Source organism: Loktanella atrilutea (genome assembly GCF_900128995.1).
GTDB classification, from domain to species: Bacteria; Pseudomonadota; Alphaproteobacteria; order Rhodobacterales; family Rhodobacteraceae; genus Loktanella; species Loktanella atrilutea.
Genome location: NZ_FQUE01000002.1, coordinates 132011 through 156451, shown reverse-complemented (window position 1 = coordinate 156451; position 24441 = coordinate 132011). Strand labels below are relative to the sequence as shown.

Sequence of the window (24441 nt, the reverse complement as noted above, 5' to 3'; positions counted from 1 at the left end):
CGTGCTTTGCCTGTTTGCCTGCTACATCGGCACCGCCGCCCTCGCCACCGGTCTTTGACCGCCGGGGCCCGTTTTTGGGCGCCCCCAATCCGGTTTCCCGCTGAAACATTGCCTATCCCAGCAGCGCGTCGATCCGCGCCCGCGCGGCGTTTGACCGCGGGTGCCACAGGTTGCGGTCGATCGCCTCCTGCAGGCGGGCGGCGATCTCGCGCAGGGCGGGGGCGTTCACCTCGGCGATGAAGTCGCGGGTCGTCTCGTCGCCCAGCACCGCCTCCTCCACCAGATCGAAATGGTGGTTGCGCACGGCGCCGGTGGTGGCCGCGAAGGCGAAGAGGTAGTCGACGGTGGCCGCGATCTCGAAGGCGCCCTTGTAGCCATGGCGCTTCACCCCGGCGATCCACTTCGGATTGACGACGCGCGACCGCACGACGCGGCCGATCTCGTCCTCCAGCGTGCGGATCACCGGGCGTTCGGGGCGCGAATGGTCATTGTGATAGATCGGCCGGTCCTGCCCCTGCAGGGTCGCGACGGCGGCGGCGGCGCCGCCTTCGAACTGGTAGTAGTCGTCCGAATCGAGGATGTCGTGTTCGCGGTTGTCCTGGTTCTGGACAATGGCCTCGGTCTGGGACAAGCGCTGGGTGAAGGCTTGTCGGTCCTCCCGTCCCTCCGCGCCAGCGCCGTAGGCGTAGCTGCCCCATGTCAGGTAGGCTTCGGCCAGATCGGCGCGGTCGGACCAGAGCCGTTCGTCGATCATCGCCTGCAGGCCCGCGCCGTAGGCCCCGGGCTTGCTGCCGAACACCCGCGACGCCGCTTCTCCGGCCCGCGCGCGGGCGGCGGCGGGATTGATGTCGGCGGGTTCGTCCAGCGCCTGCACGGCGCGGGCGGCGCCATCGACGAGGGCGATGAGCTGCGGGAAGGCGTCGCGGAAGAAGCCCGAGATCCGCAGGGTGACGTCGACGCGGGGGCGGCCCAGCGTCGTGGCCGGGATCACGGTGAAACCGGTGACACGGCGGTTGGCGCTGTCCCAGGTGGGCTTCACGCCCATCAGGGCCAGCGCCTGCGAGATGTCGTCACCGCCGGTGCGCATGTTGGCGGTGCCCCAGGCGGTGATCAGCAGCGTGCGCGGCCAGTCCCCGTGGGTCTGCAAGTGGGTGTCGATCAGCAGGTTCGCCGATTTCCAGCCCAGCGTCCAAGCGGTGGGCGTCGGCACGGCACGGCTGTCGACGGAGTAGAAGTTGCGCCCGGTGGGCAGCGTGTCGAGCCGGCCGCGCGTCGGCGCGCCGGAGGGGCCGGGCGGGATCGCGCGCCCGTCGAGGGCCTGCAGCAGGAAGCGGCCTTCGTCCGGGCCGCAGGCGGCGACGGCGGGGCGGATGGTCGTTTCGATCTGGTCCAGCACGGCGCGGCTCTTCGGTCCCGGCGGTCCCTCATCGCCCCGCAGCAGGCGCTGCGACAGGCCTTCGAGCCGTTCGACGGTATCGCCGTTGCTGCGCCAGCCGGCGGGGGGGCCCAGAAGAGCGGGTGTTTCGGCGGCGGGGGCGGCCATGTCGCAATCGAGCGGGTCGAGGGTGAGGCCGAGGTCCTGCGCCAGCGCGCGCAGCAGCGAGGCATTGGCACCGGTGCCGTCGCCGCGCGGTACGCGGGCGAGGGCGATGGAGAGGTCGACCTCCTGCTGGCCCGCAGGGCTTTGGCCGAAGATGTGCAGGCCGTCGCGGATCTGCGCCTCCTTCAGCTCGCAGAGGTAGGCGTCGAGTTTCGCGAGGTCTGTGTCGTCACCCGAAAGGCCGGCGTCCTGCGCGAGGCCGGTGGTGTCGGAGAGCGACAGGATCTGATCGCGCAGCAGCGTCAGGCGGCGGGGATCGACGCCCGCAGCCTCGTAATATTCGTCGACCAGCGCCTCGAGGTCGCGCATCGGACCGTAGCTTTCGGCACGGGTGAGGGGCGGAGTCAGGTGGTCGACGATGACGGCGCTCGCACGGCGCTTGGCCTGCGTGCCTTCGCCCGGATCGTTGACGATGAAGGGATAGACGTGGGGCAGCGGGCCGAGGGCGACCTCCGGCCAGCAGGTTTCCGACAGGGCCAGCGCCTTGCCGGGCAGCCATTCGAGGTTGCCGTGCTTGCCCATGTGGACGATCGCATGGGCCCCCCAGTGGTGCCTGATCCAGATGTAGAAGGCGAGGTAGTTGTGCGGCGGGACGAGGTCGGGGGAATGGTAGGTCTCGGTCGGGTCGATGTTGTAGCCACGCGCGGGTTGCAGGGCGACGATCGTGTTGCCGAAGCGATGGATGGAGAGCTTGAAACCGGACGCCACGGCGTCCGGTGCCTCCGGCGGGGATATTTCCAAGACAGAGAGGGGCGGCGGCGGCACGTCCGGGGCGGGCGGGGCGAGGGCGGTGAGGAAGGGGTCGTCTTCCGGCGCGCCCCACCGGGTGGTGATCGCGGTCTTCACATCCCAGGGCAGGGCCTCGAAATGCCGTTTGTAGACGGCGAGGGGGAGGTGTTCGCCGCCCGCCGAGTCCGCGCGGTCGGTCAGCCAGTTGGTCGGTCCGGCCATCATCGCGTCCATGAGGGTCTGCGCGCTGGCGGGGGGGGTCGTAGCGTAGCCCGCCTGCCGCATCAGGTTCAGCACGTGGACGGTGGCGGCAGGGGTGTCGAGGCCGACGCCGTTGGCGAGCCGCCCGTCCTTGTTGGGGTAGTTGGCGAGGATCAGCGCGACGCGGCGTTCGGGTGCGGGGGTGCGGCGCAGGCGGCACCAGTTGGCCACCAGCTGCACGGTCCAGTCGATGCGATCGCCCATCGCCTGGTAGGTCGTGATCGGGCACTCGGTCGCGTCGTCGAAGAAGGCGGCCCCCTTGAAGCTGACGGCGCGGGTCAGGATGCGACCGTCGACCTCTGGCAGGGCCACGTTCATCGCGATGTCGCGGGCCGAGAGGCCCTGCGGGGACGCGGCCCAGGCCTCCTCTGACCCGCCGGAGAGGATGACCTGGAACACCGGCGCGTCGTTGGCGTGCAGGGGGTTGTCCGGGCTGTCGTCGCCGTCGTGGGGGCTGCCCACGGCGAAGGCGGTGGCGTTCAGGATCGCGTCGGGGGGCGCGGCGCGGAAGAGTTCGGCAAGCGTCGCCGCCGACAGGGGGTCCTTCAGCGAGGCCACGAAGACCGGCAGCGCGTTCAGGCCGTTGCGGGCCAGCGCCCGCACGAGGCGGTTGATGGGGGCAAGGCCGCCGCCCTGCACCAGCGCGCGGTAGAAGACGATCGGCACGACGGGCGCCCCCGCGGTCCACGCCGCCTGCGCGGTGGCGAGGTCCGACAGCCCCGCGCCGGGCCAGTAGACGCCCGCGCGCAGCAGGGGGGCGGGGCCGGCGGGGCGGTCGGTGTCGTTCACGATCGCAGCGGCGCAGGCGAGGAAGCGGACGGTGTTCTGCGGCCCGCCCTCCACCAGATAGGACCAGAGCGCGTCGTAGTCCGCGTCCGTCACCGTGGACAGCCCGCGCAGGTCCGGGTCCTCCTTGTCGTCGCCGGGCAGGAAGGCCACCTTGACCCCGGCCTCTCGCAGGCGGGCGGCGTATTGGGTGACGCCGTAGGTCCAGTAGCCCATGCCGCCCAGCACCCGTGCGATGACCAGCCGCGACCGGGTCGCGCAGGCGTCGAGGTGCATGTCGACCGAGACCGGGTGCTGCAGATGCATCAGGTTCAGCAGGCGCAGGGTCGGGGCATCGTCCATCGCCGCCCGCGCCTCTGACAGGGCCGCGAGTTCGGTGTCGGCGGCACTGATGACGACGACATCGGCGGGGGTCTGTCCCGGATCCACCGGTTCGGTTCCGTCGGGGATCGCGCTGGCGCTGGCGGCGAGCAGGTGCATCAGGCTTGACCTTTCCCGCGATTGGTCCACATGGGGGTGTCACACCACGCGAGGGGATCGCACAGATGGACTACGGCAAGCAGGGAGCGGCGAAGGTGGCGAAAAAAGGCCCGAAGCACAACGAGCACAACCAGTACGGCAGCGAGAAGACGCCCTTCGGGTCGCGTCCGTCCAAGGAAGAGCTGCTGGCGCGCATGAAGAAGGGTCAGGGCAAGACCGATCTGGACAAGCCCAGCGATCCGGCCGACGACTTCGCCACGGACGAGGCGAAGGGCAAGGACATCCGCGGCGCCGAAGACCTGCCCGACTGAGCGCTGCCCGGCGGCGCGGCACCCGTCGACGGCTCCACCGGCTGTCCTGGGCGGGGTCGCCGTCTGCACCGTCACAGCCGCTTTTCCATGAAGACCGAATGCGGCCCCTCGACGTAGTCGCCGAAGGGGCCGCAGTCCGTGAAGCCGTGCCGCCGGTAAAGCCGGTGCGCCGGGTAGAGGTCGTCGCCGGTTTCCAGCCGCATCAGGGGCAGGCCCCGCGCGCGGGCCTCCGCCTCCAGCCGGTCCATCAGGGCGGCGCCGGTGCCGGAGCCGCGGGCGTCCGGGTGGACGAACATCGATTTCACCTCGCCGTAGTCGCCCTTGTCGGACAGGGCGGCGCAGCCGGTGGCCATGCCGTCGCAATGGGCGGTGAAGAAGCTGACGTGCGGTTCCGCCAGCTGATCCGGGTTCAGGGCGAAACTGAACTCCGGCGGGTAGAGCGACAGCAGGTAGGCGTGGCTGGCCTGCAGCAGGGCCAGCCCCTCCGGCCCGCGGGGATCGGCCCGTGCGACGGTGATGGTCATGCCTGCAGGGCGGCCGCGATGGCGGCCTGATCGAGGCCCGCTTCTCCGATCACGACAAGCCGCGCGCCGCGCGGGGTCTGGCCCAGCGGCTGGTCGAAGTAGTGATCGACCCGCGGCCCCACGGCCTGCACCGTCAAGCGCATCGGCTTGCCGGCGACCGAGGTGAAGCCCTTCAGCCGCAGGATGTCGTGGCTGCGGATGACCTGCGCCAGTTGCGCGGCAAAGGCGGCGGGGTCTGCGATCTCGTCACGCTCCACCACGAAGCTTTCGAATTCGTCGTGGCCGTGGTCGTGGTGATCGTCGTGGTGGTCGTCCCCGTCGTCATCGTGATGATGGTGATGGTGGACCTCGTGGCGCGCCTCCAGATCGTCTTCCGCCCCGATCCCCTGACCCAGCAGCACGTCGACGGGCAGCTCTCCCATGCTGGTCCGCACGACCTGCACCCCGGCACGCGCCTCGCCCTTCAGCCGGTCGGCAAGGTCGGAGGCCGCCTGCGGCGCCATCAGATCGGTCTTGTTGATGACGATCATGTCGGCGCAGGCGATCTGGTCCTCGAAAAGCTCCGACAGCGGCGTCTCGTGGTCGAGGCCATCGTCGGCGGCGCGCTGGGCGTCCACGGCGGCGACGTCATGGGCGAACCGGCCCTCGGTCACGGCAAGGCCATCGACGACCGTCACGACGCTGTCCACGGTCACGCGGGTGGACAGTCCCGGCCAGTTGAAGGCGCGCACCAGCGGCTGCGGAAGGGCAAGGCCGGAGGTCTCGATCACGATGTGGTCGGGGGCGGGCGAGCGGGCCAGCAGCGCCTCCATCGTCGGGATGAAATCGTCGGCCACGGTGCAGCAGATGCAGCCGTTCGACAGTTCCACGATATCGTCGCTGGCGCAGACGTCGCTGTCGCAGCCCTTCAGGATGTCGCCGTCGACGCCGAGGTCGCCGAATTCGTTGATGATCAGGGCGATCCGTTTGCCCTTGGCATTCTGCAGCATGTGGCGGATCAGGGTGGTCTTGCCGGCCCCGAGGAAACCGGTGATGACGGTGGCGGGAATCTTGGCGGCCATGGGAATTCTCGATCTGTCAAAGGGATGCGGGCCGAAACCCTGCGGCTTCGGCCCGTCTTTCAGTTGGCGTTCAGGCGATCAGCCGTGGACGCGGGCGTCCAGCAGGGGCGACCCCTTGGCCGACAGGCGCTTGGCCACGGCGAGGACGGCAAGGTCGACCAGCGGCTCCAGCAGGACGACGGTCATGTAGGCCGCGCCGAAGGTGCCGAGGGACGCAAGTGTGGCGACACTGGCGCCCTGACCCCACATCACCCAGAAGGCGACCCAGGCGACGACGCCGGCCTGATAGGTCACCGACAGCTTCAGCGCCTGCGCATAGGTCAGGTCGACGTAAGGCGTCCCCTTCGCGACCACGGCCTTCGTGACCATGTGCAGCGCCAGCAGCGGCACCAGCAGCGTGGTGACGTTCATGCCGAATTGCGGCAGATCCGTGGGCGACATCAGCAGTCCCTGCAGCAGCAGCCCCAGCGCCAGGCCCACGGCGGCGGGGGCGGTGCCCAGCATCAGCAGCAGGGTGGACCCGAGGATCAGATGAACCTCCGACGGGCCGACCGCCAGATGCGGCAGCAGTTCGAAGAAGACGACCGTCGCCGCGGTCGCCATGGCGCTGCGCGCGATCAGCGAGGCCGCGCCGCGCTGCACCAGATTTTCCCAGACCATCTTTGCGGATACGGTGGCGGCACCGGCGGCGGTCACGCTGCCAAGGGCCAGTTTTGCGCCAGTCACGACGCCGGGTTCGATATGCATGTCTCTCTCCTGTTCCCGTCACACCCGACGGGGTTGGTTTCATCATGCAGGGCCGGTCTCCTGGCTTGCGGCTCGTGCACGGAACGTCGCCTTCCCAGATCCCGACGCGTCGGGGCCCAGTGGCCAAGTGACGTCCCGCTCACCGCTTACAGTCGCGGGGGCGGCTGTGGCCCGGGGCCTTCCGGATTGAATCGGCCCGTTCCACATTCCCAGTTTCATCCCCGGCGCTTTGCGCCTTGCGTGGGGAACCTTGCGTCACCTTTCTGCGCCTGCGACCGGTCCGGCGTCAAGACCGCTTGATCGGACAGGCAGGCCGCAACCACTGGGGCGGCGATCCAACATCTTGTGGATAACCGCCCATGCCATCGCAGATAGGGTAGGGTCCCGTTGACTTGGTCCTGCCGCCTGCCGCATCCTCTTCCTTCAGGGAATCAGCGGACCGACCAAGCCCCATGCGTTTCACCAAGCTGCGCCTCAACGGTTTCAAAAGCTTCGTCGATCCCACGGACCTCGTGATCGCCGAAGGGCTGACCGGCGTCGTGGGGCCAAACGGCTGCGGCAAGTCCAACCTGCTGGAAGCCCTGCGCTGGGTCATGGGCGAAAACCGCCCCACCGCCATGCGCGGCGGCGGGATGGAAGACGTGATCTTCGCCGGCACCGCCACCCGGCCCGCCCGCAACTTCGCCGAGGTCGCGCTGGTGATCGACAACGGCGAACGGCTGGCCCCCGCCGCCTTTAACGACAGCGATCATCTCGACATCACGCGCCGCATCACCCGCGATGCAGGGTCCGCCTACAAGGTCGGCACCAGGGACGTGCGCGCGCGCGACGTGCAGATGCTCTTCGCCGATGCCTCGACCGGGGCCCATTCGCCGGCGCTGGTGCGGCAGGGCCAGATCAGCGAGCTGATCAACGCCAAGCCGACGAACCGCCGCCGCATTCTGGAAGAGGCCGCCGGGATCAGCGGCCTCTATCAGCGCCGGCACGAGGCGGAGCTGAAGCTGAAGGGCGCGGAACAGAACCTCGCCCGGGTCGACGACGTGGTGGGACAACTGGCGGCGCAGCTTGGCACGCTGGCGCGTCAGGCCCGCCAGGCCGCCCGCTACAGAGAGATCGGGACCGCCCTGCGCCACGCCGAAGGGCTGCTGCTGTATCGCCGCTGGCACGATGCCGCCGCTGCGCTGGCAGAGGCCGAGGCCGAGGTGCGCAGTCGCACGCTGGCCGCCGTGCAGGCGGAACGTGCGGCAGAGCAGGCCGCCGCCCGCCGGGCCGCCGCCGACGACGCCCTGCCGCCCCTGCGCGAAGAGGACGCGATCGCCGCCGCCGTCGTGCAGCGGCTGACCGTGCAGCGCGACCAGCTCGACGAGCGAGAGGCGCAGGCCGCCGCCGCCATCGCCACGCTGACCCGGCGGATCGACCAGCTCACCCGCGACATTGCGCGGGAATCCAGCCTGAACGCCGACGCCGCCGACACCATCGCCCGCCTGACCGCCGAGGCAGAGGAGATCGCCCGCGCCGGTGACGGCCACGACGACGCGCTGGCCGCCGCGCAAGACGCCAGCACCGCCGCGGCAGAGGTGCTGGCGCAGCGCGAACAGGACCTCGATCAGCTGACAGAGGACGTGGCCCGCCTGTCCGCCCGCCACCAGTCGGCCCAGCGTCTGCTGGACGACAGCCGCAAGACCGTGACCCGTGCAGAGGCCGAGGCCGACCGCGCGCGCAGCGCCATGGCCACCGCCGGGGCCGCCCGCGATGCCGCCGACGCGGCCTTCGCCGCGGCGACCGCGGCGGAAGAGATCGCCACCGCCACGGCGCAGAACGCCGAGGAAACCCTGCTGGACACCGAGGCCGCCCGCGCCGCGACGCAGGGTCAGGAAAGCGACGCCCGCGCCCTGCGCTCTGCCGCCGAGGGCGAGGCGAATGCCCTGCGTGCCGAGGTCGCGGGCCTGTCGCGTCTGGTGGACCGCGACGCGGGCGAGGGCAGTCAGGTGCTGGACCTGCTGCGCGTCGATCGGGGGTATGAGGCGGCCTTGGGGGCGGCCCTCTCCGACGACCTGAAGGCGCCGGCGGTGACGGCGGACGACGTCTCCGGCTGGGTGACGCTGGCGGCCTACGACGCCACGCAACCGCTGCCCGCGGGCGTCAGGCCCCTGTCGGACGTGGTCGATGCCCCCGACGTGCTGGCCCGGCGCATCGCGCAGGTGGGGCTGGTCGAAGCCGCCGACGGGGCGCGTCTGCAGGGCGACCTGCGGCCCGGCCAGCGACTGGTTTCTCAGGCGGGGGACCTCTGGCGCTGGGACGGGTTCCGGACGGCCGCCGCCGATGCGCCCTCCGCCGCCGCGCTGCGGTTGCAGCAGCTGAACCGGCTGGCCGACCTGCAGGCCGATCTGGACCGGGCCGAAGCGGCGGCGCAGGACGCCACCGCCACGCACGAGACGCTGACCGCCCGCCTTGCGGCCCTGACAGAGGCGGACCGGACCGCCCGCCACGCCCGCCGCGACGCCGACGCCCGCGTGGCCGAGGCGCACCGCGCCGCCAGCCGCGCCGAGGCAGAGCGCAATCTGGCGGATGGGCGCCTCGAATCACTGGAACTGGCCGTCGCGCGACACGCTGACGAAGCGTCAAGCGCCCGTGCGCAGCTGCAACAGGCAGAGGCGGCACAGGCGGAGCTGCCGGACCTCGACGCGGCCCGCGCCAGCGCCGGCGACATCCGCATGACGGTCGAGGCGGCGCGGATGACCATGCTGACCCGCCGCGCCACCGCCGACGACCTGCGCCGCACCGGAGAGGCCCGCCAAAAGCGCGGTCAGGAGATCGCGAAGGACCTGAACGGCTGGCGCAACCGGCTCGACACGGCGACCCAGCGCAGCACCGAACTGCTGGCCCGCAAGGCCGCGTCCGAGGATGACCTCGCCGCCGCCGCCGCGGTGCCTGACGAACTGGCGGCCGTGCGCGAGGCCCTTGCCGAGAGCATCGCCACCGCGGCGGACCGCCGCGCCGCCGCCGCCGATGCGCTGGCGGTCGCCGAAACCGCGCTGCGCGACGCGACGCTGGCGGAGCGGGACGCGGAACGTGCCGCATCCGACGCGCGCGAGGCGCGGGCGCGGTCCGACGCCCGCGGCGACGCCGCGCGCGAGACCGCCGCCACCGCCTCCGACCGCATTGCAGAGGACCGCGATACGACGCCGCAGGCGCTTCTGGCCGACCTGGGGATCACGCCGGAGGCGCTTCCTGCCGTCGAACGGATCGAGGTCGACATCGCCGGGCACCGGCGCCAGCGCGACGCGCTGGGAGCCGTGAACCTGCGGGCCGAGGAAGACGCGCGGGAGGTGCAGACCGAGCACGACGAACTTGTGGGCGAGAAGGCCGACCTTGAAGCCGCGATCGCCGCCTTGCGGTCGGGGATCGCGGGGCTGAACAAGGAAGGGCGGGAGCGGTTGCTGACCGCGTTCGAACAGGTGAATGCGTCGTTCGCAACCCTGTTCCGCAGCCTGTTCGGCGGCGGCGATGCGCGGCTGGAACTGGTCGAGAGCGACGACCCGCTGGAGGCGGGGCTGGAGATCATGTGCCAGCCGCCGGGCAAGAAGCTGAGCACGCTGAGCCTGCTGTCGGGCGGCGAGCAGACGCTGACGGCGATGGCGCTGATCTTTGCGGTGTTCCTCGCGAATCCGGCGCCGATCTGCGTGCTGGACGAGGTCGACGCGCCGCTGGACGACGCCAACGTGACCCGCTTCTGCGACCTGCTGGACGAGATGACCCGTCGCACCGATACGCGGTTCCTGATCATCACCCACCACGCCGTGACGATGAGCCGGATGGATCGGCTGTTCGGCGTCACGATGGGCGAACAGGGGGTCAGCCAGCTGGTGTCCGTCGATCTTAAGAAGGCAGAGGCGATGGTCGCGTGACGGACCGGTGCGGGCGCTGGATCGGCTGCTAGGACAATGCCGGCCGGGGCGTGCCCGCGTTGGCCTTTGAGGCCGTTCGCAGGGGCGGTGCGGTGACGCCGTGCGGCGCTGTTGGCCGCGGATGCGGCCAAGGCGCCCCGCCCGCCGTCCCATTACATTGCAAAATCCAAATTTTTCGCATGCGATACATATTATGTAAAATCAATTGGTTGGATAAATTATGTCTTAACCGGACCGTGCGGTGGGCGGGGGTCATTCGCACCGGTCATTTGCATCCTTGCGACCGTCCGGCGCGTGCGGTGTCAGAGCGGCGACTCTGACAGGCCGGCGCGGTGCAGCAGGATCTCTGCGCTGTCGTTCCAGACCTGCGTGGCGACGATCAGCCCGTCGCGCACCGTGAAGATGTCGATGTAGCGGTTGCCGTCGAAGGGCGTGCCGTCGGGCCAGGCGCCGTAAAGGTGTCCGGTGTTGTAGACATGGACATCGCCGGTGTCCGGGTCCAGCGCTGCGTCGGTGCGCAGGAACCGCTTCTTCACCCATGCGTAGCGCCTTGCATTGAAGGCCGTCGCCTCTGCCGGGGCGGTGAAGGCGCGGCCGCCGGTGAAGGTGATGGTCAGCCCCGGCGCCACATGGGCGGCGGCCCCCGCGGGGTCGGGGATCATGGAGCGTTCGAGGTAGGCCTCGACCACCTGCCGGGCCTGCGCGACGGGATCGGTCACAGGGTTTTTGTCCTTTCGAGCGCGGCCCGCAGGCCGTCGATGAGGGGCACGGGGAAGTCGGGGGCGTGGGCCGCGACGTCGACCATGCCGGCGCAGCCCAGCACGACGGACCGGATGTCATCCTCGGCCAGCGCCGTGCGTGCCTCTGCCAGCACCTGCGGGATCGCGGTGGCGGGGTCGGTTTCCAGCGCCAGCACCGCCACGCCGCTGGCGCGGACGCGGGCGCAGCGCGGGGTCAGGCCCAGCGCCGCGATGTTGCCTTCGAGCACCGGCACGGAGACGGGCAGGGTCGTCACCACGCTGAACCGCCCCAGCCGCGCGGCGCGGGCGTAGGCCGCCTCTCCGATCCCGAGGACGACGCAGTCGGTGATCGCCCGCGCCTGTGCCAGCCCGGTGTCGTCGAAGCAGCCGATGATGATGATGCGGGCGCCGGCCGCCTCGGCCTCGGTCACCAGATCCAGCAGGGGCGGGATGCAGGCGGCGCCGTCCTCGGCCCCCTGAATCGCGGGGGGGCCATCGTGAGAGGTCCAGCCTTCGATATGCGCCTCCGGCATCATCCGGCGGGCGGTGGCGAGCAGGGTCTCTGTCATCGCGACGGTGCTGTTGGGGTTGATGATGACGATCACAGCAGCCCCTTGCCGGCGTCGGATGCGGCGCGTGCCCGGCGGCGGCTGCCCAGCAGCGCGAGGGCGAGGAAGATGCCGATGATCGCCAGCGAAAAGAGGGTCGTCAGCGTGCCGAGGGCGTAGAGCACCGGCGAGGTCACGTTCGTCGTCATGCCGTAGATTTCCAGCGGCAGGGTGTTGTAGCTGCCCGCCGTCAGCAGGGTGCGCGCGAATTCGTCGTAGGACAAGGTGAAACCGAAGAGCGCCACGCCGATCAGGCTGGGGGCGATGATCGGCAGCACGACGTGGCGCAGGGTCTGCCACGGGGTCGCGCCGAGGTCGCGGGCCGCTTCCTCGTAGCTTTTGTCGAAGCGGTTGAAGACGGCGAACATGATCAACAGGCCGAAGGGCAGGGTCCATGTCAGCTGTGCGCCGAAGCCGGAGGTCGCCCAGTGGACGGTCATGTCGGCCTGACTGAACATCAGCCCGACGCCGAGCGAGATCAGGATCGAGGGGATTACCAGCGCCGTGATGATGAGGTAGAAAAGCACGCCGGAGCCGGTGAACCGCTTGCGGAAGGCGAGGCCGCCCATAACCGAGACGACGACGGTCGTGACCATGACCATCAGCCCCAGCACGATGCTGCGGCCGAAACTGCCCCAGATGTCGCCGACCGCTTGCTGCGCGAAGAGGTCGTGGAACCAGTAGGTTGAGACGCCGCGCATCGGGAAGGTCAGGCCACCGCCCGGCCCCTGAAAGGACAGGATCGCGATGGTCAGCGTCGGGCCGTAGAGGAACAGCAGGAACAGCGCGAAGACCGCGCTCAGGACGTAGAAGGAGCGGGGGCGGGGTTCCATCACAGCTCCTTCCGGATGTCGACGAAGCGCAGCAGGATGCCGATGGTGAGCAGGACCGTCGCCAGCAGCACGATCGCCGTGGCGGAGGCGCTAGGGTACTGCAGCAGGGCGATGTCGTTGGAGATCAGGCGGCCGACGTTGGCGGACTGGCTGCCGCTCATGAATCGCACGGTGATGAAATCGCCCATGACCAGCGTCACAACGAAGATCGTGCCGATCATGATGCCGGGCTTCGTCAGGGGCAGGATCACGTTCCAGAGGATTTGGGGACCCGAGGCGCCGGCGTCGCGGGCCGCCTCGATCAGGGGTTTGTCGATGCGCATCATGGTGTTGAAGATCGGCACGACCATGAAGAGCGTGTAGAGATGCACGAAGGCGAGGATCACCGCGAAATCGCTGAACAGCAGCCATTCGAGCGGTGCGTCGATCACACCCCATGACAGCAGCGCGGAATTGGCGATGCCGTTGCGCCCGAGGAACGGAATCCACGAGATCATGCGGATGATGTTGGAGGTCCAGAACGGGATCGTGCAGAGCAGGAACAGCGCGATCTGCCATGTCTGGGTGCGGATGTGGAAGGCGAGGTAATAGGCGACGGTGAAGCCGATCAGAAACGTCAGCGCCCAGACGATCGCCGCGTACTTGAAGGTGTTCAGAAAGACCCGGTAGGTGACGGAGGACCCGAAGAGGAAATCGTAGTTCTCCCACGAGAAGGCGGGGACGATGCTGAACTCCGTCGCGGTCCAGAAGCTGACGACGGCGATCAGGACGATCGGGGCCACGAGGAAGACCGCCAGCACGAGGGCCAGCGGAGAGACCATCAGCCAGCCGGCGAGGTTGGGTCTTGATTGCATTGCGACGCTTTCGGGAAAGGGTGCGGCGCGCCTGCGGGAGGACAGGCGCGCCGCGGACGGGTTCATCACGCGGCGATGAACTCGTTCCACTTGCGGACCATGTACTGGTTTTCGTCCATGACGGAGTTCCAGCAGGCGACGGAGCCCATCCGTTCCTCGAACGAGCCGCCATCGCGCAGGTCGCCGGCCTGCGCCAGCGGGTCGCCCTGCGGCGAGGTGATGACGTCGGTCGCGGGTTTGCCCTCGAACCAGTAGCCCCACTCGTTGTCGGACATGAAGGCCTTGGAGGTTTCGGGCACGGCGGAATAGTAGCCCTGCCGCATCAGGAAGCCGCCGACCCAGCCGGAAAGGTACCAGTTGATGTATTCGTAGGCGGCGTCGAGCTCGATCCCAGACAGCGCGTTGGAGATGCCCAGACCGCCGCCCCAGCTGCGGTAGCCTTCCTCGAGCGGCTGGTAGACGCAGTCGATGCCGCGCGACTTTACCGCGGTGATGGCGGGGGACCACATGGACTGGATCACGACTTCTCCCGATGCCATCAGGTTGACGCTTTCGTCGAAGCTTTTCCAGAAGGCGCGGAACTGGCCGTTCTTCTTGGCCTCTGTGAACAGCGCGAGGGTCATGTCGATCTCGTCTCGGGTCATGTTGCCCTTGTCGGGGTAGGTGTATTCGCCCATCGATTCCACGACCATCGCCATGTCCATGATCCCGATCGAGGAGATGTCGAGGATCGAGGCCTTGCCCTTGAATTCGGGGTTCAGCAGTTCGGACCAGTTCTTGATCGGGCGGCCGATCAGGTCGGGGCGGATGCCCAGCGTGTCGGCGTTGTAGATCGTGGGAATCAGGGTCATCCAGCCGGATTCCTCCTGCACGAATTCGGTGCCGTGCTGGCCGGTGGTGAAGCCGACCGTATGGGGGGCGGTGCCTTGGGCGATCACGCTGTCGTCGTTCAGCTTGCCGGTCTTGAAGATGCCGACGATCTTGTCGTAGTTTTCGAGCTTCGTCGTGTCCATCGCCTGCAGGTTGCCGGCGGCCCAGACCTTCTTGCAGATGAAATACTCGATGTCGGCGATGTCGAAGCTGTTCGGCTGGGTGGCCGCGCGCTGGGTGACGCTGTCGGTGTCGAGCGCGGTCATTTCCAGCGTGAAACCGAGGTCTTCCTTTACCTTCTGCGCCACTTCGTTGAGGTTCGACACGCCGGTGCCGAACTGGCGCAGGGTGATGTCCTTGATGTTCTGCGCCCAGATCATCGGGGCGCCCAGCGTGGACCCTGCAGCGAAGGCTGCCGTCGCGGTGGCGCCCTTCAGGACGCTGCGGCGGGATAGCTTGGTCGTGTCCGTCATGTCTCTCTCCGTGTTGAAATGCGGCGGTTCACGCCGTCAGTTTGTGAAGGTTGCGGTCGTCCCAGGTCAGACCGATGCGGTCGCCGGGATGGTGGGGGGCGTCGAAGAAGGCGGCGTCGGGCACCAGCGCCGTCACCTCCTGGTCGCCGGCGATGCGGGACAGGACGCTGACGTGCGTGCCCTGGTATTCGATGGCGGTGACATGGGCGTCCATCTGGCCCGCGTCGGGGCCGGTGACCTGCACCGCGTCGGACCGGATGGCGTAGTGGCCCTGCGGCAGGGCGATGACGTTGTGGCCGCCCATGAACTGCGCGACGAAGCGGGTGCGGGGCGCGTTGAAGACCTCTCGTGCCGGGCCGGCCTGTTCGATCACCGCGTTGTTCATCACGACGATCTCGTCCGCCAGCGCCAGCGCCTCGTCCTGGCCGTGGGTGACGTGGACGAAGCTGATGCCGAGTTCCTTTTGCAGGTTGCGCAGTTCCGTCCGCATCCGCACCCGCAGGAAGGGGTCGAGCGCCGAGAGAGGTTCATCCAGCAGCAGAACCTGCGGGCGGGTGATGAGGGCGCGGGCCAAGGCCACGCGCTGCTGCTGGCCGCCGGACAGTTGCGCGGGCAGGCGGTCGGCGAGGGCGGTCAGGTCGACCAAGTCCAGCATCTCGGCCGCCTTGGCGCGGCGGTCGGTCGCATCCACGCCCTTCATCTTGAGGCTGAAGGCTACGTTGTCGGCGACGCTGAGGTGCGGGAACAGGGCGTAGTTCTGGAACATCATCGCCGTGCCGCGTTTCGCGGGCGGCAGGTGAGAGATGTCGCGGTGCGCCAGCAGGATCGACCCGTCGCTGACGCTTTCGTGCCCCGCGATCATCCGCAGGGTCGACGACTTGCCGCAGCCCGAGGGGCCGAGCAGGCAGGTGTAGCTGGCGGGGCGGAAATGATGGCTGACCGCGTCGACCGCCACGGTGGTGCCGTAGCGCTTGGTCACGCTGACCAGCTCGAGATCCTGAATGACGGTGTTCATGCGGCCCCTTTCCTGTCGCGCCGAGCAGATGCGGCGCGTGACGCCGCGGCAATGACGGGTGCATGCGAAGACCGGGCGGTGCAGAGGATTGCCGCTTTTTGCGGCGGAATCGCGGGGCAGTGCCTGCGAAACGACGGCTTTATTGTATACAATCGATGCGCCATCTTGGATGCAGAAGGGAGCGAGGACCCGCGGGAAGGGTTGCGGGGCGGCGGCAGATTCGGCATCACGAGGGCATGACATCTCCGGCCCCCGTCCCATTCCCTTCGGACCGCAGCGCGACCGCGGCAGATGTCGCGCAGGACCTTGCGGCGGCGATCCTGTCGCACCGTCTGTCCCCCGGGCTGAAGCTGGGCGAGGACGATCTAGCGGAGATCTACGGCGTGTCGCGGACCATCGTGCGCAGCGCCCTGCAGACGCTGGCGCACCAGCGGCTGGTCGAGATCCGGCGCAACCGGGGGGCGGTGATCGCCAGCCCGTCACCGCGGGAGGCACGCGAGGTCTTCGAGGCGCGGCGGCTGATCGAGCCGCATGTGACCGAGGCCGCGGCCCGCAGGGCGACATCGCAGGACCTTGCGCTGCTGCAGCAACACATGGCCGACGAGCATGCGGCCGTGGCCGGCGGCGACCGGGGGCGGGCGCTGGCGCTGTCGGGGCTGTTCCATGTGGAGATCGCGCGGATCGCGGACCAGATCACCATCGCCGAGATGGTCCGGTCGCTGGTCGACCGGTCCAGCCTTATCATCGCGTTATACTGGCGGCGGCAGAGCAGCCTGTGCGAGACCGGCGCCCACCACGCGCTGCTGGATGCCATCGCCGCCGGCGACGGGCCGCTGGCGCGCGAGGTGATGGACCGGCATCTGGCCGACCTGCACGACGGTCTGGACCTGACCCCGCCGGAGGGCCGCGACGTCAGCCTGCGCGAGGCGCTGCGGCCGGAAGGCTGAGGCGACGCCGTGCGGCGCTGTTGTCCGCGTCCCGCGGCCAAGGCGCCCCGCCCGCCGTCCCCTGCCGGTGCGTCCGTGGCGCGGTGGCGCTGGACATCAGGTGGTGTTCGGGTGCTGCGATGCGGCCGTCGGATCGACGGCGGATGCCGGATGCCTTTGGCGGGCGTCCGGTTGGGCAGGCGAATGCGGGGCGGTGGCGGCGACGGCGCCTTGTCAGAGACGCGACAGCAGGTCGGCGGTGGGCCAGGCGTCGGGGGGCAGGCCGAGGCGCGCCTGCTCGATCTGGACCGCCTCGCGCGTCTTTTCGCCGAGGATGCCGTCGCTGCCGCCGGTGTCGTGACCCAAGGCGGCGAGCTTGTCCTGCAGGGCGATCATCTGCACGCCGGTGAGGCCGGGATCGGGATTGCCCGCGACGTAGATCGGCGCGCCGTCGAGGCGCGTGGCGAAATAGGCGGCGGTGAGGACGTAGGTGAAGGACTGGTTCCATTCGAAATAGACCGAGAAGTTCGGGTAGGCCATGAAGGCCGGACCGTGGCGGCCCATCGGCAGGACGACGGCGCCGTCGAGGTCCGCAAGGTCGCCGTCGCGGGCGGTGACGCCGCGGGCGGCCCAGTCGGCGGCGCTGGCGGGATGGTTCAGGCCGGTACGGGACCAGTCGAGGTCGGCGGGCACGGTGATCTCTTGCAGGGCCGGCTCACCCGGGCGCCAGCCGAGGGAGGCCAGAAGGGCCGCGCCGGACATCAGAGCGTCGGGGGCCGAGGACTTGAGGTCGACGTGGCCGTCGCCGGCGCCATCGGTGCCGTGGGCCATGATGTCGCGCGGCAGCATCTGGACCTGACCGATCTCTCCGGCCCAGGCGCCGGTGGTGTCGGTGTCGAAGTCGCCGCGGGCATGGAGCTGCATGGCGGCGAGGAGCTCGGGGCGGAAGAGCGCGGGCCTGCGGCAGTCGTGGGCCAGGGTGAAGAGCGCGTTGCGGGTGTTGAAATCGCCCTGTATCGCGCCGTAGTCGGTCTCGAACGCCCAGAAGGCGAGAAGGACGCCGCGGGGGATGCCGTATGCGCTTGCGATCCGATCGAAGGTCGCGGCGTGGCGGTCGGCCATGGCGCGGCCGTTCTCGATCCGCGTGGTGCTGATCAGGCGGCGGGAAAAGGTGATGAAGTCGAGTTGGAACACGCCCTGCGCCTGATCGGCGGCCAGCACGGCGGGGTCGATGCGGGCCTCCGCCAGGATCGCGTCGGCGCTGGCGGCGGGGATGCCCATGGACAGCGCCTCGGCCCTTAGGCCCGCCTTGAAGTCGGGGATCGGCGCGCCGCAGTCCTGCGCGGCGAGGGGGGTGGCAAGGGCGGCGAGGAGGGCTGCGAGGCGCATGGGACAGGTCCTTTCGGTTGCGCCGACCTTGCCAGACCCGGCGCCGGATTAGAACAGCGAGAGGAGCAGGGCGCCGAGAAGCGCAAGGGCCCATGTGCGCCAGAGCACGGCGCAGGCGTTGTCGATGTCGGCGGGACCGATGGCGTGGCGGCCGGCCGCGTTGACGAAGGGGTAGTCGCGGCGCTGTCCGTCGTAGGTGCGCGGACCCGAAAGGGCGATGCCCAGCACCTGCGCCATCGCGGCCTCGGGCCAGCCGGCATTGGGCGAGCGGTGGCGCGGCGCCTCTGCCAGGATCGCGGGCAGGGCGGCGCGGCGCGGGGCGGTGAGCCAGATCAGCAGGGCGGTCAGCCGGGCGGGGATCAGGTTCAGCAGGTCGTCGAAGCGGGCGGCGGCCCAGCCGAATTCGGCGTATTGCGGCGTGCGGTAGCCGATCATCGAATCGGCGGTGTTGGTGATCTTGTAAAGCAGCAGGCCGGGCAGGCCGCCGATGGCGAACCAGAGGGCGGGGGCGATGACACCGTCGGAAAGGTTCTCGGCCGCGCTTTCGATGGCGGCGCGGCTGATGGCGGGGGCGTCGAGGGTTTTCGTTTCCCGCCCGACGATCTGGGCGACAGCGGTGCGCCCGGCGGGCAGCGACTGGCGCAGGGCGGTGGCGACAAGGCGGACGTGGTCGACGAGGCTGCGCTGGGCCAGAAGGACGGCCAGCACGACGACATCGACGACGCGGCCCGGGATCGCGGCCAGGACGAGCCCGAGGGCGATGAAGGCGAGGCACAGGAGGGCGAAGGCGACGGTGCCCTTGGCGCGGCGGTTGCGGCCGTGGTTGGTGCGGGTGTCGATGAAGCGGACGCAGGCCCCCATCAGCACGGCGGGGTGGGGCAGGCGGGACCAGAGCCAGCGCGGTTCTCCCATCAGGGCATCCAGCAGGAGACCCAGGATCAGCGTCAAAACGCGGCCTCGACCTGGGACCAGCGGTCGGGGGGCGGCAGGCCGAGGCGGAGCCAGTCATCGGCGTAGGGGAAGGTCCTGCTCCAGATCCGGTGGCGGGCGAGGTGGGCCTGTGCGGCGGCCGCGTCCTCTACCTGGTAGAGGCGGAAGAGGGTGGTGCCGCCCTTCACCAGCGCGCCCTTGCCGGTCAGCAGCGCGTCGAGGCGCCGGGCGTCGGCGGCGAGGCGGTCGCAGGTTTCGTCCGCCCAGAGGGGATCGGCCAACGCCTCTGCCCCGATGGCGAGGGCGGGGCCGGAGACGGGCCAGGGGCCCAGTGCCTCTGCCAGGTCGGCGATGATCGCGGGGTCGCCGATGGCGAAGCCGAGCCGGACGCCTGCCAGCCCCCAGAACTTGCCGAAGCTTTTCAGCACCACGGTGCCGGGGCGGGCGGCGAGCCGGATCAGCGAGGCGGCGGGGACCACGTCGCAGAAGCTTTCGTCGATGATGGTGAAGGGCGCGGCGAGGGCCTGCGCGTCCCACATCGTGCCGTCGGGATTGTTGGGATGGACGGCGACCAGCGCGTCGCGGGCGTCGTCGTCCAGTGTCCAGCCGGCGGCGCGGAAGGCGGCGCCGTGTTCGTTGTAGGTGGGGCCGGGGATCGCGACGCGGCGGGGGGCCTGCAGCCGCGGCAGTTGCGCGATGGCGGCAGAGGCGCCGGGCACGGCCAGCACGGCGGCGGCGGCCGGCACGTTCCAGAAGGCACGGGCGCGCTGGATCAGCGTCGTCATGGCGTCGCGGTCGGGCAGGGCGGTCCATGCGGACGCCGGCAGGGTCGGCATCGGATAGGGCACGGGGTTGATGCCGGTTGACAGGTCGATCCAGTCGGCCCTGGCGCCCCCCCATGTCGCGATGGCCGCGTCGAGGCCACCGCCATGATCGCGGGTCTGTGTCATGCGGCGGTCATGGCGGTGCCGTCGCCGGCGGGACCGTCGTCGTCCGGCAGGGGCGGGTGCCGGGTCACGAAATGTCCCTTGATCGCCTGCGGCCATGACCGGTAGGGCACCTGTCCCGTGGCGGAGTCCGCGTGCAGGGCGGCGTAGGTCACGATGCCTGCCGCGGCCTCCGCCTCTGGCGCGAAGTTGCCGAGGGTGTAGGACAGCTTGCCGCGGGCCTGCACGGCCACGTTGCAGCCTGTCTTGCAACCCATCAGGCAGGCGGTGCGTCTGGTGCGCAGGCCGGGGACGTCCGCGGCAGCGGACTCTACGAGGGCGGCGAGGGTTTCGCCGTCGGTCGCGGTGGCGCCGGTCTGGTCCCAGCCGTCACGCTTGCAGGTGTCGCAGATGGTGATCCATGTCGTCATCGCTGGGCGCCTTTCTGCCGGTCCGCCCCCGTTTCAAGCGGATTTCGTGGCGCGACACAAGCCGCCGCGGGGCATGCCGTGCGCTTCGGTCGCCGCCGGTCGAAATTAACCTTTTGACTTGTGACAAATGGGCCTAACTTTCGCCCCATGACCTCTTTCATCGACATCCCCACCGGCCCGGCGGCGCTTCGGGTGCTGATCGTGCAAAGCGACGCCGCGTTGGGCGCGGACTGGGCGCGGCACCTGGAGGGGCAGGGGCTTGCCGTCACGCTGGCGGCAACCGCGGATGCGGCGCTGAAGGCCCTGCGGCGGCGGGATTTCCATGCCATCATCCTCGACATGGTGCTGTCGGACGGCAATGCCCTGATCGTAGCCGACATCGCCGCCTTTCGCCAGCCGGGGGCCAGCGTGATCTGCGTCACGGACGACAGCTTCTTCTCGGACGGTTCGATCTTCAACCATTGCGCCACGGCGCGGCTGATGCTGGAGCGCGGGACGCCGCCAGAGGAACTGGCGGCGATCGTGTCGCATTACGGGGCCCGGTCAACCACGCCCGTGCGGTAACGAGAAGTCCGGCCAGGGATTGATCGGAATGATCCGGTGCGGGTTCACCGTCTCGTGGCTGTAGTGGTAGTGGCGCACGATGTGATCCATGTTCACGGTGTCGGCCATCGGCCCGTCGGGGGTGTCCCACTGATATAGCTCTCGCGTGAAGCCCCAGAGCGCGGGGTAATCGCGGATGAACGCCCGGTTGCACTTGAAATGCGTGTGATAGACGTTGTCGAACCGCATCAGCGTGGTCCAGAGCCGCCAGTCGGCCTCTGTGATGCGGTCGCCCATCAGGTAGCGGTTGGCCTGCAGGATCCCTTCCAGCCAGTCGAGGCTGTCGAAAAGCGGATGGACGGCGTCATCGTAGGCCTGTTGAGAGGTGGCGAACCCCGCCTTGTAGACCCCGTTGTTCACGGTGTCGTAGACCCGGTCGTTCACCGGCGCGATGGCGTCGCGCAGGTCTTCGGGCCAGTAGTCGTCGGTGTTGCCGGTGATGCCGTCGAAGGCGGAATTGAACATCCGGATGATTTCAGAGGATTCGTTCGACACGATGCGGCCCTGTGCCTTGTCCCAAAGCAGCGGGACGGTGACGTGGCCGGTCATGTCCGGCGTGTCCTTCAGATAGACCTGCCGCAGGTAATCCAGACCGAAGAGATCGTCGCCGGTAGCGCCCGGATAGGCGTCCGACAGGGTCCAGCCTTCGGACAGCATCTCGGGGTGGACGACGCTGACGGTGATGTGGTCGGTCAGCCCCTTCAGCTTGCGAAAGGCCAGCGCCCGGTGCGCCCAGGGGCAGGCGAGGCTCACATACATGTGGTAACGCCCGCTTTCGGCCTTGAAGCCTGCGTCGCCCGATGGCCCTGCGCTGCCGTCGGCGGTGATCCAGTTGCGAAAGCTCGCCTCGTCCCGCTCGAACTTTCCGCCGTTCTCGTCAGTGTCGTACCACTTGTCTTGCCATTGTCCGTCGACCAGCAGGCCCATGTCGCGTCTCCTGTTCCGTGTGGGTCCTGACGTAGGGCCCGGTCCGGCGCTGACCAACCGCAGCGTGCGCGCAGGTGCTGTGCGCGTCATGTCGCAAAACCGGGCGGGGGCGCCGCTTAACCGTTTGCCCCCGGCAGGGCCTGCCCCTATACCCGGACCCGACGACGCCCGAAACGGGGCCAGAGCGGTTGGTGGCAGAGTGGTCGACCCTGACGGGGACCGGGACGCCACATCGTCAGATGCCAGCTCTGCGGCCCCAAAGACATGCCCGGAGACTGCCATGCGCCTGCTGACCCTTGCCCTGATCCTGACCGCCAGCGGTGCGGCCGCCCATCCCGGCCATCTGGTCGATGCGGCGGGGCACAACCACTGGGTCGCGGGAATCGCGCTGGGGGCCGCCGGGATCGCCATCGCGCTGGGCGCGCTGAAGGGCCGGCGCGAGAAGAAGAAGGCCGAACCCAAGGCCGAGGAACAGCCCGCGTGAAGACCGGTGTGATGATCTGCGGCCACGGGTCGCGCAGCCAGTCGGCGGTCGACGAATTCGCGACGCTGGCGGAAAAGCTGCCGGCCTGGCTGCCGGACGACTGGCTGGTGGACTACGGCTATCTCGAATTCGCGAACCCGGTGATCCGCGACGGCCTCGACCGGCTGCGCAACGCGGGCTGCGACCGGATCCTTGCGGTGCCGGGGATGCTGTTCGCCGCGATGCACGCCAAGAACGACATCCCCACGGTGCTGAACACCTATGCGGCCCAGCACGGCATCGCGATCAGTTACGGCCGCGAGCTGGGGGTCGATCCCAAGATGATCGCCGCCGCCGCCGCCCGCGTGAGGGAGGCGGTGGACCGCGCGAACATCAAGCATGGCGCGCTGCCGCTGACCGAGACCTGTCTCGTCGTCATCGGCCGCGGCGCGTCGGACCCCGACGCCAACGGCAATGTGGCCAAGGTCGCGCGGATGATCGCCGAGGGCATGGGCTTCGGCTGGCACGAGGTCGGCTATTCCGGCGTGACCTTCCCGCTGGTCGAACCCTGCCTGAGCCATGTCGTGCGCCTGCCCTACAAGCGGGTCATCGTGTTCCCCTATTTCCTGTTCTCGGGCATCCTGATCGACCGGATCTACGGCTTCACCGACCGCGTGGCCGCCGAACATCCGGACATCCAGTTCGTCAAGGCCGGCTACCTCGGCGATCATCCGAAGGTGCTGGAAACCTTCGCCGAACGGGTAACCGAACAGGCAGGCAGCCATCCGCCGCCGAACTGCGGCCTCTGCGCCTACCGCGATCAGGTGCTGGCGCTGGCCGACGGCAGGACGCGAGAGGTCGACGCCGCCGACCGCAATCACCCGGCCTTCGGCAACAGCCCGCCGTCGCTGTGCGTGATGTGCAAGTACCGCACGCAGGTCCTGGGGTTCGAGGCCGAGGTCGGCGCGGTGCAGGAAAGCCACCATCACCACGTCGAGGGGCAGGGCGCCAACGCCCCGGGGTCCAACGTCGCGGACTGCACGCTGTGCGACAGCTTCTGCACAGGTCTCTGCCGGCTGGAGGCGCATCACGCCCATGCCCACGCCCACGGCCTGCCGCACAGCCATGACCACGACCACGGACACGGGCACGATCACGATCACGGGCACGATCACCATCATCACGACCACGGTCACGCTCATCACCACGACCACGCCCACCCGGTCTATCCCCACGCCCATCACCCCCTCGGCCCCGAAAGCGCGCGCAAGACCCGCAAGGTCTGATCCTCGCTTTTTTGACAAATACTCCCCCCGGAGGGTCCGACCCCTCCACCCGCGAAGGACCCGCCCATGAGGCCCTACGAGAAAGACCCCGCCGCGATCTACGCGCAGAGCTTCGCCACCGTGCGGGCCGAGGCGCGGCTGGACCGCTTTCCGGTGGCGATGCATCCGGTGATGACACGGCTGATCCACGCCTGCGGCATGGTCGAGATCGCGGATCGGCTGGTGTTTTCGCCCGCGGCCGCGACGGCGGGCCACGCCGCGCTGGCGGCGGGCGCTCCGGTGCTTTGCGACTGTGAAATGGTGGCGGCGGGGATCATCCGGCGTCACCTGCCCGCGGGAAACGAGGTCATCGTGACGCTGAACGACGCGCGCGTGCCCGACCGCGCGCAGGAGATCGGCAATACGCGATCCGCCGCGGCGGTGGAGTTCTGGGCGCCGCACCTGAAAGGGGCCGTCGTCGCGATCGGCAATGCGCCGACGGCGCTGTTCCATCTGCTCGAACTGCTGGACGCGGGCGCGCCGAAACCGGCGGTGATTCTGGGCTTTCCGGTGGGCTTTGTCGGGGCGGCGGAATCGAAGGCCGAACTGGCCGCCAATCCGCGCGGCTGCGACTTCATCGCCCTGCGCGGGCGGCGCGGCGGATCGGCACTGGCGGCGGCGGCGGTGAACGCGCTGGCGGCCGGTCTGCCGGAGGACCGGGGATGAGGGGCGCCTTCAAATTTTCGTCGAAAGTTTGGACCGATTTTTCGGCGAAAAATCG

22 protein-coding genes and 1 riboswitch are annotated in these 24441 nt (G+C 69.3%); of the genes, 7 read left to right on the top strand and 15 right to left on the bottom strand.

What is annotated here, in order from left to right; all coding sequences use genetic code 11:
* Window positions 1–112: 112 nt before the first annotated feature.
* Window positions 113–3856, bottom strand: coding sequence for a cobaltochelatase subunit CobN (gene cobN, locus BUA54_RS05970; RefSeq protein ID WP_072856325.1), 3744 nt, complete (start codon window positions 3854–3856; stop codon window positions 113–115).
* A 65-nt stretch (window positions 3857–3921) separates the two neighbouring features.
* Here cobN and BUA54_RS05965 point away from each other — a divergent pair, with 65 nt between their 5' ends.
* On the top strand, window positions 3922–4167 hold the full coding sequence (locus BUA54_RS05965) for a hypothetical protein (RefSeq protein ID WP_072856324.1): 246 nt from the start codon (window positions 3922–3924) through the stop codon (window positions 4165–4167).
* A gap of 71 nt (window positions 4168–4238) precedes the next feature.
* Here BUA54_RS05965 and BUA54_RS05960 read toward each other — a convergent pair whose 3' ends face one another.
* The 3 genes from BUA54_RS05960 to BUA54_RS05950 all read right to left on the bottom strand — a co-directional run bounded on the left by BUA54_RS05960 (window position 4239) and on the right by BUA54_RS05950 (window position 6499).
* Complete coding sequence (locus BUA54_RS05960) at window positions 4239–4691, bottom strand: GNAT family N-acetyltransferase (protein ID WP_072856323.1); 453 nt, start codon at window positions 4689–4691, stop codon at window positions 4239–4241.
* Window positions 4688–5752, bottom strand: coding sequence for a cobalamin biosynthesis protein CobW (gene cobW, locus BUA54_RS05955; protein ID WP_072856322.1), 1065 nt, complete (start codon window positions 5750–5752; stop codon window positions 4688–4690). Before cobW ends, BUA54_RS05960 begins: the two co-directional genes overlap by 4 nt.
* A 78-nt stretch (window positions 5753–5830) precedes the next feature.
* Complete coding sequence (locus BUA54_RS05950; protein ID WP_072856321.1) at window positions 5831–6499, bottom strand: energy-coupling factor ABC transporter permease; 669 nt, start codon at window positions 6497–6499, stop codon at window positions 5831–5833.
* Window positions 6500–6532: 33 nt separating this feature from the next.
* Window positions 6533–6767: riboswitch (cobalamin riboswitch) on the bottom strand.
* Window positions 6768–6951: 184 nt separating this feature from the next.
* Between BUA54_RS05950 and smc the strand changes: the two genes are divergently transcribed.
* Window positions 6952–10407, top strand: coding sequence for a chromosome segregation protein SMC (gene smc / locus BUA54_RS05945; RefSeq protein WP_072856320.1), 3456 nt, complete (start codon window positions 6952–6954; stop codon window positions 10405–10407).
* 302 nt (window positions 10408–10709) lie between these two features.
* Here smc and BUA54_RS05940 read toward each other — a convergent pair whose 3' ends face one another.
* From BUA54_RS05940 to BUA54_RS05915, 6 genes are all read right to left on the bottom strand, one after another.
* Window positions 10710–11126: a nuclear transport factor 2 family protein gene (locus BUA54_RS05940; RefSeq protein ID WP_072856319.1), complete on the bottom strand. Its 417-nt coding sequence runs from the start codon at window positions 11124–11126 to the stop codon at window positions 10710–10712.
* Window positions 11123–11752 carry an aspartate/glutamate racemase family protein gene (locus BUA54_RS05935; protein ID WP_072856318.1) on the bottom strand — a complete coding sequence of 210 codons (630 nt, stop codon included), beginning with the start codon at window positions 11750–11752 and terminating at the stop codon, window positions 11123–11125. The genes BUA54_RS05940 and BUA54_RS05935 overlap by 4 nt, the downstream gene beginning before the upstream one ends.
* Window positions 11749–12588: an ABC transporter permease gene (locus tag BUA54_RS05930; protein ID WP_072856317.1), complete on the bottom strand. Its 840-nt coding sequence runs from the start codon at window positions 12586–12588 to the stop codon at window positions 11749–11751. Before BUA54_RS05930 ends, BUA54_RS05935 begins: the two co-directional genes overlap by 4 nt.
* Window positions 12588–13442: an ABC transporter permease gene (locus tag BUA54_RS05925; RefSeq protein ID WP_072856657.1), complete on the bottom strand. Its 855-nt coding sequence runs from the start codon at window positions 13440–13442 to the stop codon at window positions 12588–12590. Before BUA54_RS05925 ends, BUA54_RS05930 begins: the two co-directional genes overlap by 1 nt.
* Window positions 13443–13507: 65 nt before the next feature.
* Complete coding sequence (locus tag BUA54_RS05920; protein WP_072856316.1) at window positions 13508–14785, bottom strand: ABC transporter substrate-binding protein; 1278 nt, start codon at window positions 14783–14785, stop codon at window positions 13508–13510.
* 28 nt (window positions 14786–14813) lie between these two features.
* On the bottom strand, window positions 14814–15800 hold the full coding sequence (locus BUA54_RS05915; RefSeq protein WP_072856315.1) for an ABC transporter ATP-binding protein: 987 nt from the start codon (window positions 15798–15800) through the stop codon (window positions 14814–14816).
* Between the two features lie 236 nt (window positions 15801–16036).
* Between BUA54_RS05915 and BUA54_RS05910 the strand changes: the two genes are divergently transcribed.
* Entirely contained in the window at window positions 16037–16747 is a 711-nt protein-coding gene (locus BUA54_RS05910; protein WP_072856314.1) for a GntR family transcriptional regulator, read from the top strand.
* A 213-nt stretch (window positions 16748–16960) separates the two neighbouring features.
* Here BUA54_RS05910 and BUA54_RS05905 read toward each other — a convergent pair whose 3' ends face one another.
* The 4 genes from BUA54_RS05905 to BUA54_RS05890 are packed head-to-tail and all read right to left on the bottom strand — an operon-like array spanning window position 16961 to window position 20402.
* Complete coding sequence (locus tag BUA54_RS05905; RefSeq protein ID WP_072856313.1) at window positions 16961–18115, bottom strand: lytic murein transglycosylase; 1155 nt, start codon at window positions 18113–18115, stop codon at window positions 16961–16963.
* Window positions 18116–18163: 48 nt separating this feature from the next.
* Window positions 18164–19063: an adenosylcobinamide-phosphate synthase CbiB gene (cbiB, locus tag BUA54_RS05900; RefSeq protein WP_072856312.1), complete on the bottom strand. Its 900-nt coding sequence runs from the start codon at window positions 19061–19063 to the stop codon at window positions 18164–18166.
* On the bottom strand, window positions 19060–19995 hold the full coding sequence (cobD, locus tag BUA54_RS05895) for a threonine-phosphate decarboxylase CobD (protein WP_072856311.1): 936 nt from the start codon (window positions 19993–19995) through the stop codon (window positions 19060–19062). The genes cbiB and cobD overlap by 4 nt, the downstream gene beginning before the upstream one ends.
* Window positions 19992–20402 (bottom strand): DUF1636 family protein, encoded by a 411-nt coding sequence (locus BUA54_RS05890; RefSeq protein ID WP_072856310.1) that lies wholly within the window; start codon window positions 20400–20402, stop codon window positions 19992–19994. Before BUA54_RS05890 ends, cobD begins: the two co-directional genes overlap by 4 nt.
* Window positions 20403–20549: 147 nt before the next feature.
* Here BUA54_RS05890 and BUA54_RS05885 point away from each other — a divergent pair, with 147 nt between their 5' ends.
* Window positions 20550–20966 (top strand): response regulator, encoded by a 417-nt coding sequence (locus BUA54_RS05885; RefSeq protein ID WP_072856309.1) that lies wholly within the window; start codon window positions 20550–20552, stop codon window positions 20964–20966.
* On the opposite strand, the gene BUA54_RS05880 is transcribed toward BUA54_RS05885, so the two are convergent.
* Window positions 20946–21932 carry a glutathione S-transferase family protein gene (locus BUA54_RS05880; protein WP_072856308.1) on the bottom strand — a complete coding sequence of 329 codons (987 nt, stop codon included), beginning with the start codon at window positions 21930–21932 and terminating at the stop codon, window positions 20946–20948. The two genes, BUA54_RS05885 and BUA54_RS05880, sit on opposite strands and share 21 nt — an antisense overlap.
* Before the next feature lie 280 nt (window positions 21933–22212).
* Between BUA54_RS05880 and BUA54_RS05875 the strand changes: the two genes are divergently transcribed.
* The 3 genes from BUA54_RS05875 (at window position 22213) to BUA54_RS05865 (ending at window position 24386) form a co-directional block, all read left to right on the top strand.
* Complete coding sequence (locus tag BUA54_RS05875) at window positions 22213–22416, top strand: DUF6732 family protein (protein WP_072856307.1); 204 nt, start codon at window positions 22213–22215, stop codon at window positions 22414–22416.
* Between the two features lie 11 nt (window positions 22417–22427).
* Window positions 22428–23681: a sirohydrochlorin chelatase gene (locus tag BUA54_RS05870; RefSeq protein WP_072856656.1), complete on the top strand. Its 1254-nt coding sequence runs from the start codon at window positions 22428–22430 to the stop codon at window positions 23679–23681.
* Between the two features lie 66 nt (window positions 23682–23747).
* Window positions 23748–24386 (top strand): precorrin-8X methylmutase, encoded by a 639-nt coding sequence (locus tag BUA54_RS05865; protein WP_072856306.1) that lies wholly within the window; start codon window positions 23748–23750, stop codon window positions 24384–24386.
* The last annotated feature ends 55 nt before the right edge of the window (window positions 24387–24441 follow it).

Bases quoted from the DNA above. Each gene is read 5' to 3' on its own strand.
- cobN (WP_072856325.1), bottom strand. From the start codon at position 3,856: ATGCACCTGCTCGCCGCCAGCGCCAGCGCGATCCCCGACGGAACCGAA.
- BUA54_RS05965 (WP_072856324.1), top strand. From the start codon at position 3,922: ATGGACTACGGCAAGCAGGGAGCGGCGAAGGTGGCGAAAAAAGGCCCG.
- BUA54_RS05960 (WP_072856323.1), bottom strand. From the start codon at position 4,691: ATGACCATCACCGTCGCACGGGCCGATCCCCGCGGGCCGGAGGGGCTG.
- cobW (WP_072856322.1), bottom strand. From the start codon at position 5,752: ATGGCCGCCAAGATTCCCGCCACCGTCATCACCGGTTTCCTCGGGGCC.
- BUA54_RS05950 (WP_072856321.1), bottom strand. From the start codon at position 6,499: ATGCATATCGAACCCGGCGTCGTGACTGGCGCAAAACTGGCCCTTGGC.
- smc (WP_072856320.1), top strand. From the start codon at position 6,952: ATGCGTTTCACCAAGCTGCGCCTCAACGGTTTCAAAAGCTTCGTCGAT.
- BUA54_RS05930 (WP_072856317.1), bottom strand. From the start codon at position 12,588: ATGGAACCCCGCCCCCGCTCCTTCTACGTCCTGAGCGCGGTCTTCGCG.
- BUA54_RS05925 (WP_072856657.1), bottom strand. From the start codon at position 13,442: ATGCAATCAAGACCCAACCTCGCCGGCTGGCTGATGGTCTCTCCGCTG.
- BUA54_RS05920 (WP_072856316.1), bottom strand. From the start codon at position 14,785: ATGACGGACACGACCAAGCTATCCCGCCGCAGCGTCCTGAAGGGCGCC.
- BUA54_RS05915 (WP_072856315.1), bottom strand. From the start codon at position 15,800: ATGAACACCGTCATTCAGGATCTCGAGCTGGTCAGCGTGACCAAGCGC.
- BUA54_RS05910 (WP_072856314.1), top strand. From the start codon at position 16,037: ATGACATCTCCGGCCCCCGTCCCATTCCCTTCGGACCGCAGCGCGACC.
- BUA54_RS05905 (WP_072856313.1), bottom strand. From the start codon at position 18,115: ATGCGCCTCGCAGCCCTCCTCGCCGCCCTTGCCACCCCCCTCGCCGCG.
- cobD (WP_072856311.1), bottom strand. From the start codon at position 19,995: ATGACACAGACCCGCGATCATGGCGGTGGCCTCGACGCGGCCATCGCG.
- BUA54_RS05890 (WP_072856310.1), bottom strand. From the start codon at position 20,402: ATGACGACATGGATCACCATCTGCGACACCTGCAAGCGTGACGGCTGG.
- BUA54_RS05885 (WP_072856309.1), top strand. From the start codon at position 20,550: ATGACCTCTTTCATCGACATCCCCACCGGCCCGGCGGCGCTTCGGGTG.
- BUA54_RS05880 (WP_072856308.1), bottom strand. From the start codon at position 21,932: ATGGGCCTGCTGGTCGACGGACAATGGCAAGACAAGTGGTACGACACT.
- BUA54_RS05875 (WP_072856307.1), top strand. From the start codon at position 22,213: ATGCGCCTGCTGACCCTTGCCCTGATCCTGACCGCCAGCGGTGCGGCC.
- BUA54_RS05870 (WP_072856656.1), top strand. From the start codon at position 22,428: ATGATCTGCGGCCACGGGTCGCGCAGCCAGTCGGCGGTCGACGAATTC.
- BUA54_RS05865 (WP_072856306.1), top strand. From the start codon at position 23,748: ATGAGGCCCTACGAGAAAGACCCCGCCGCGATCTACGCGCAGAGCTTC.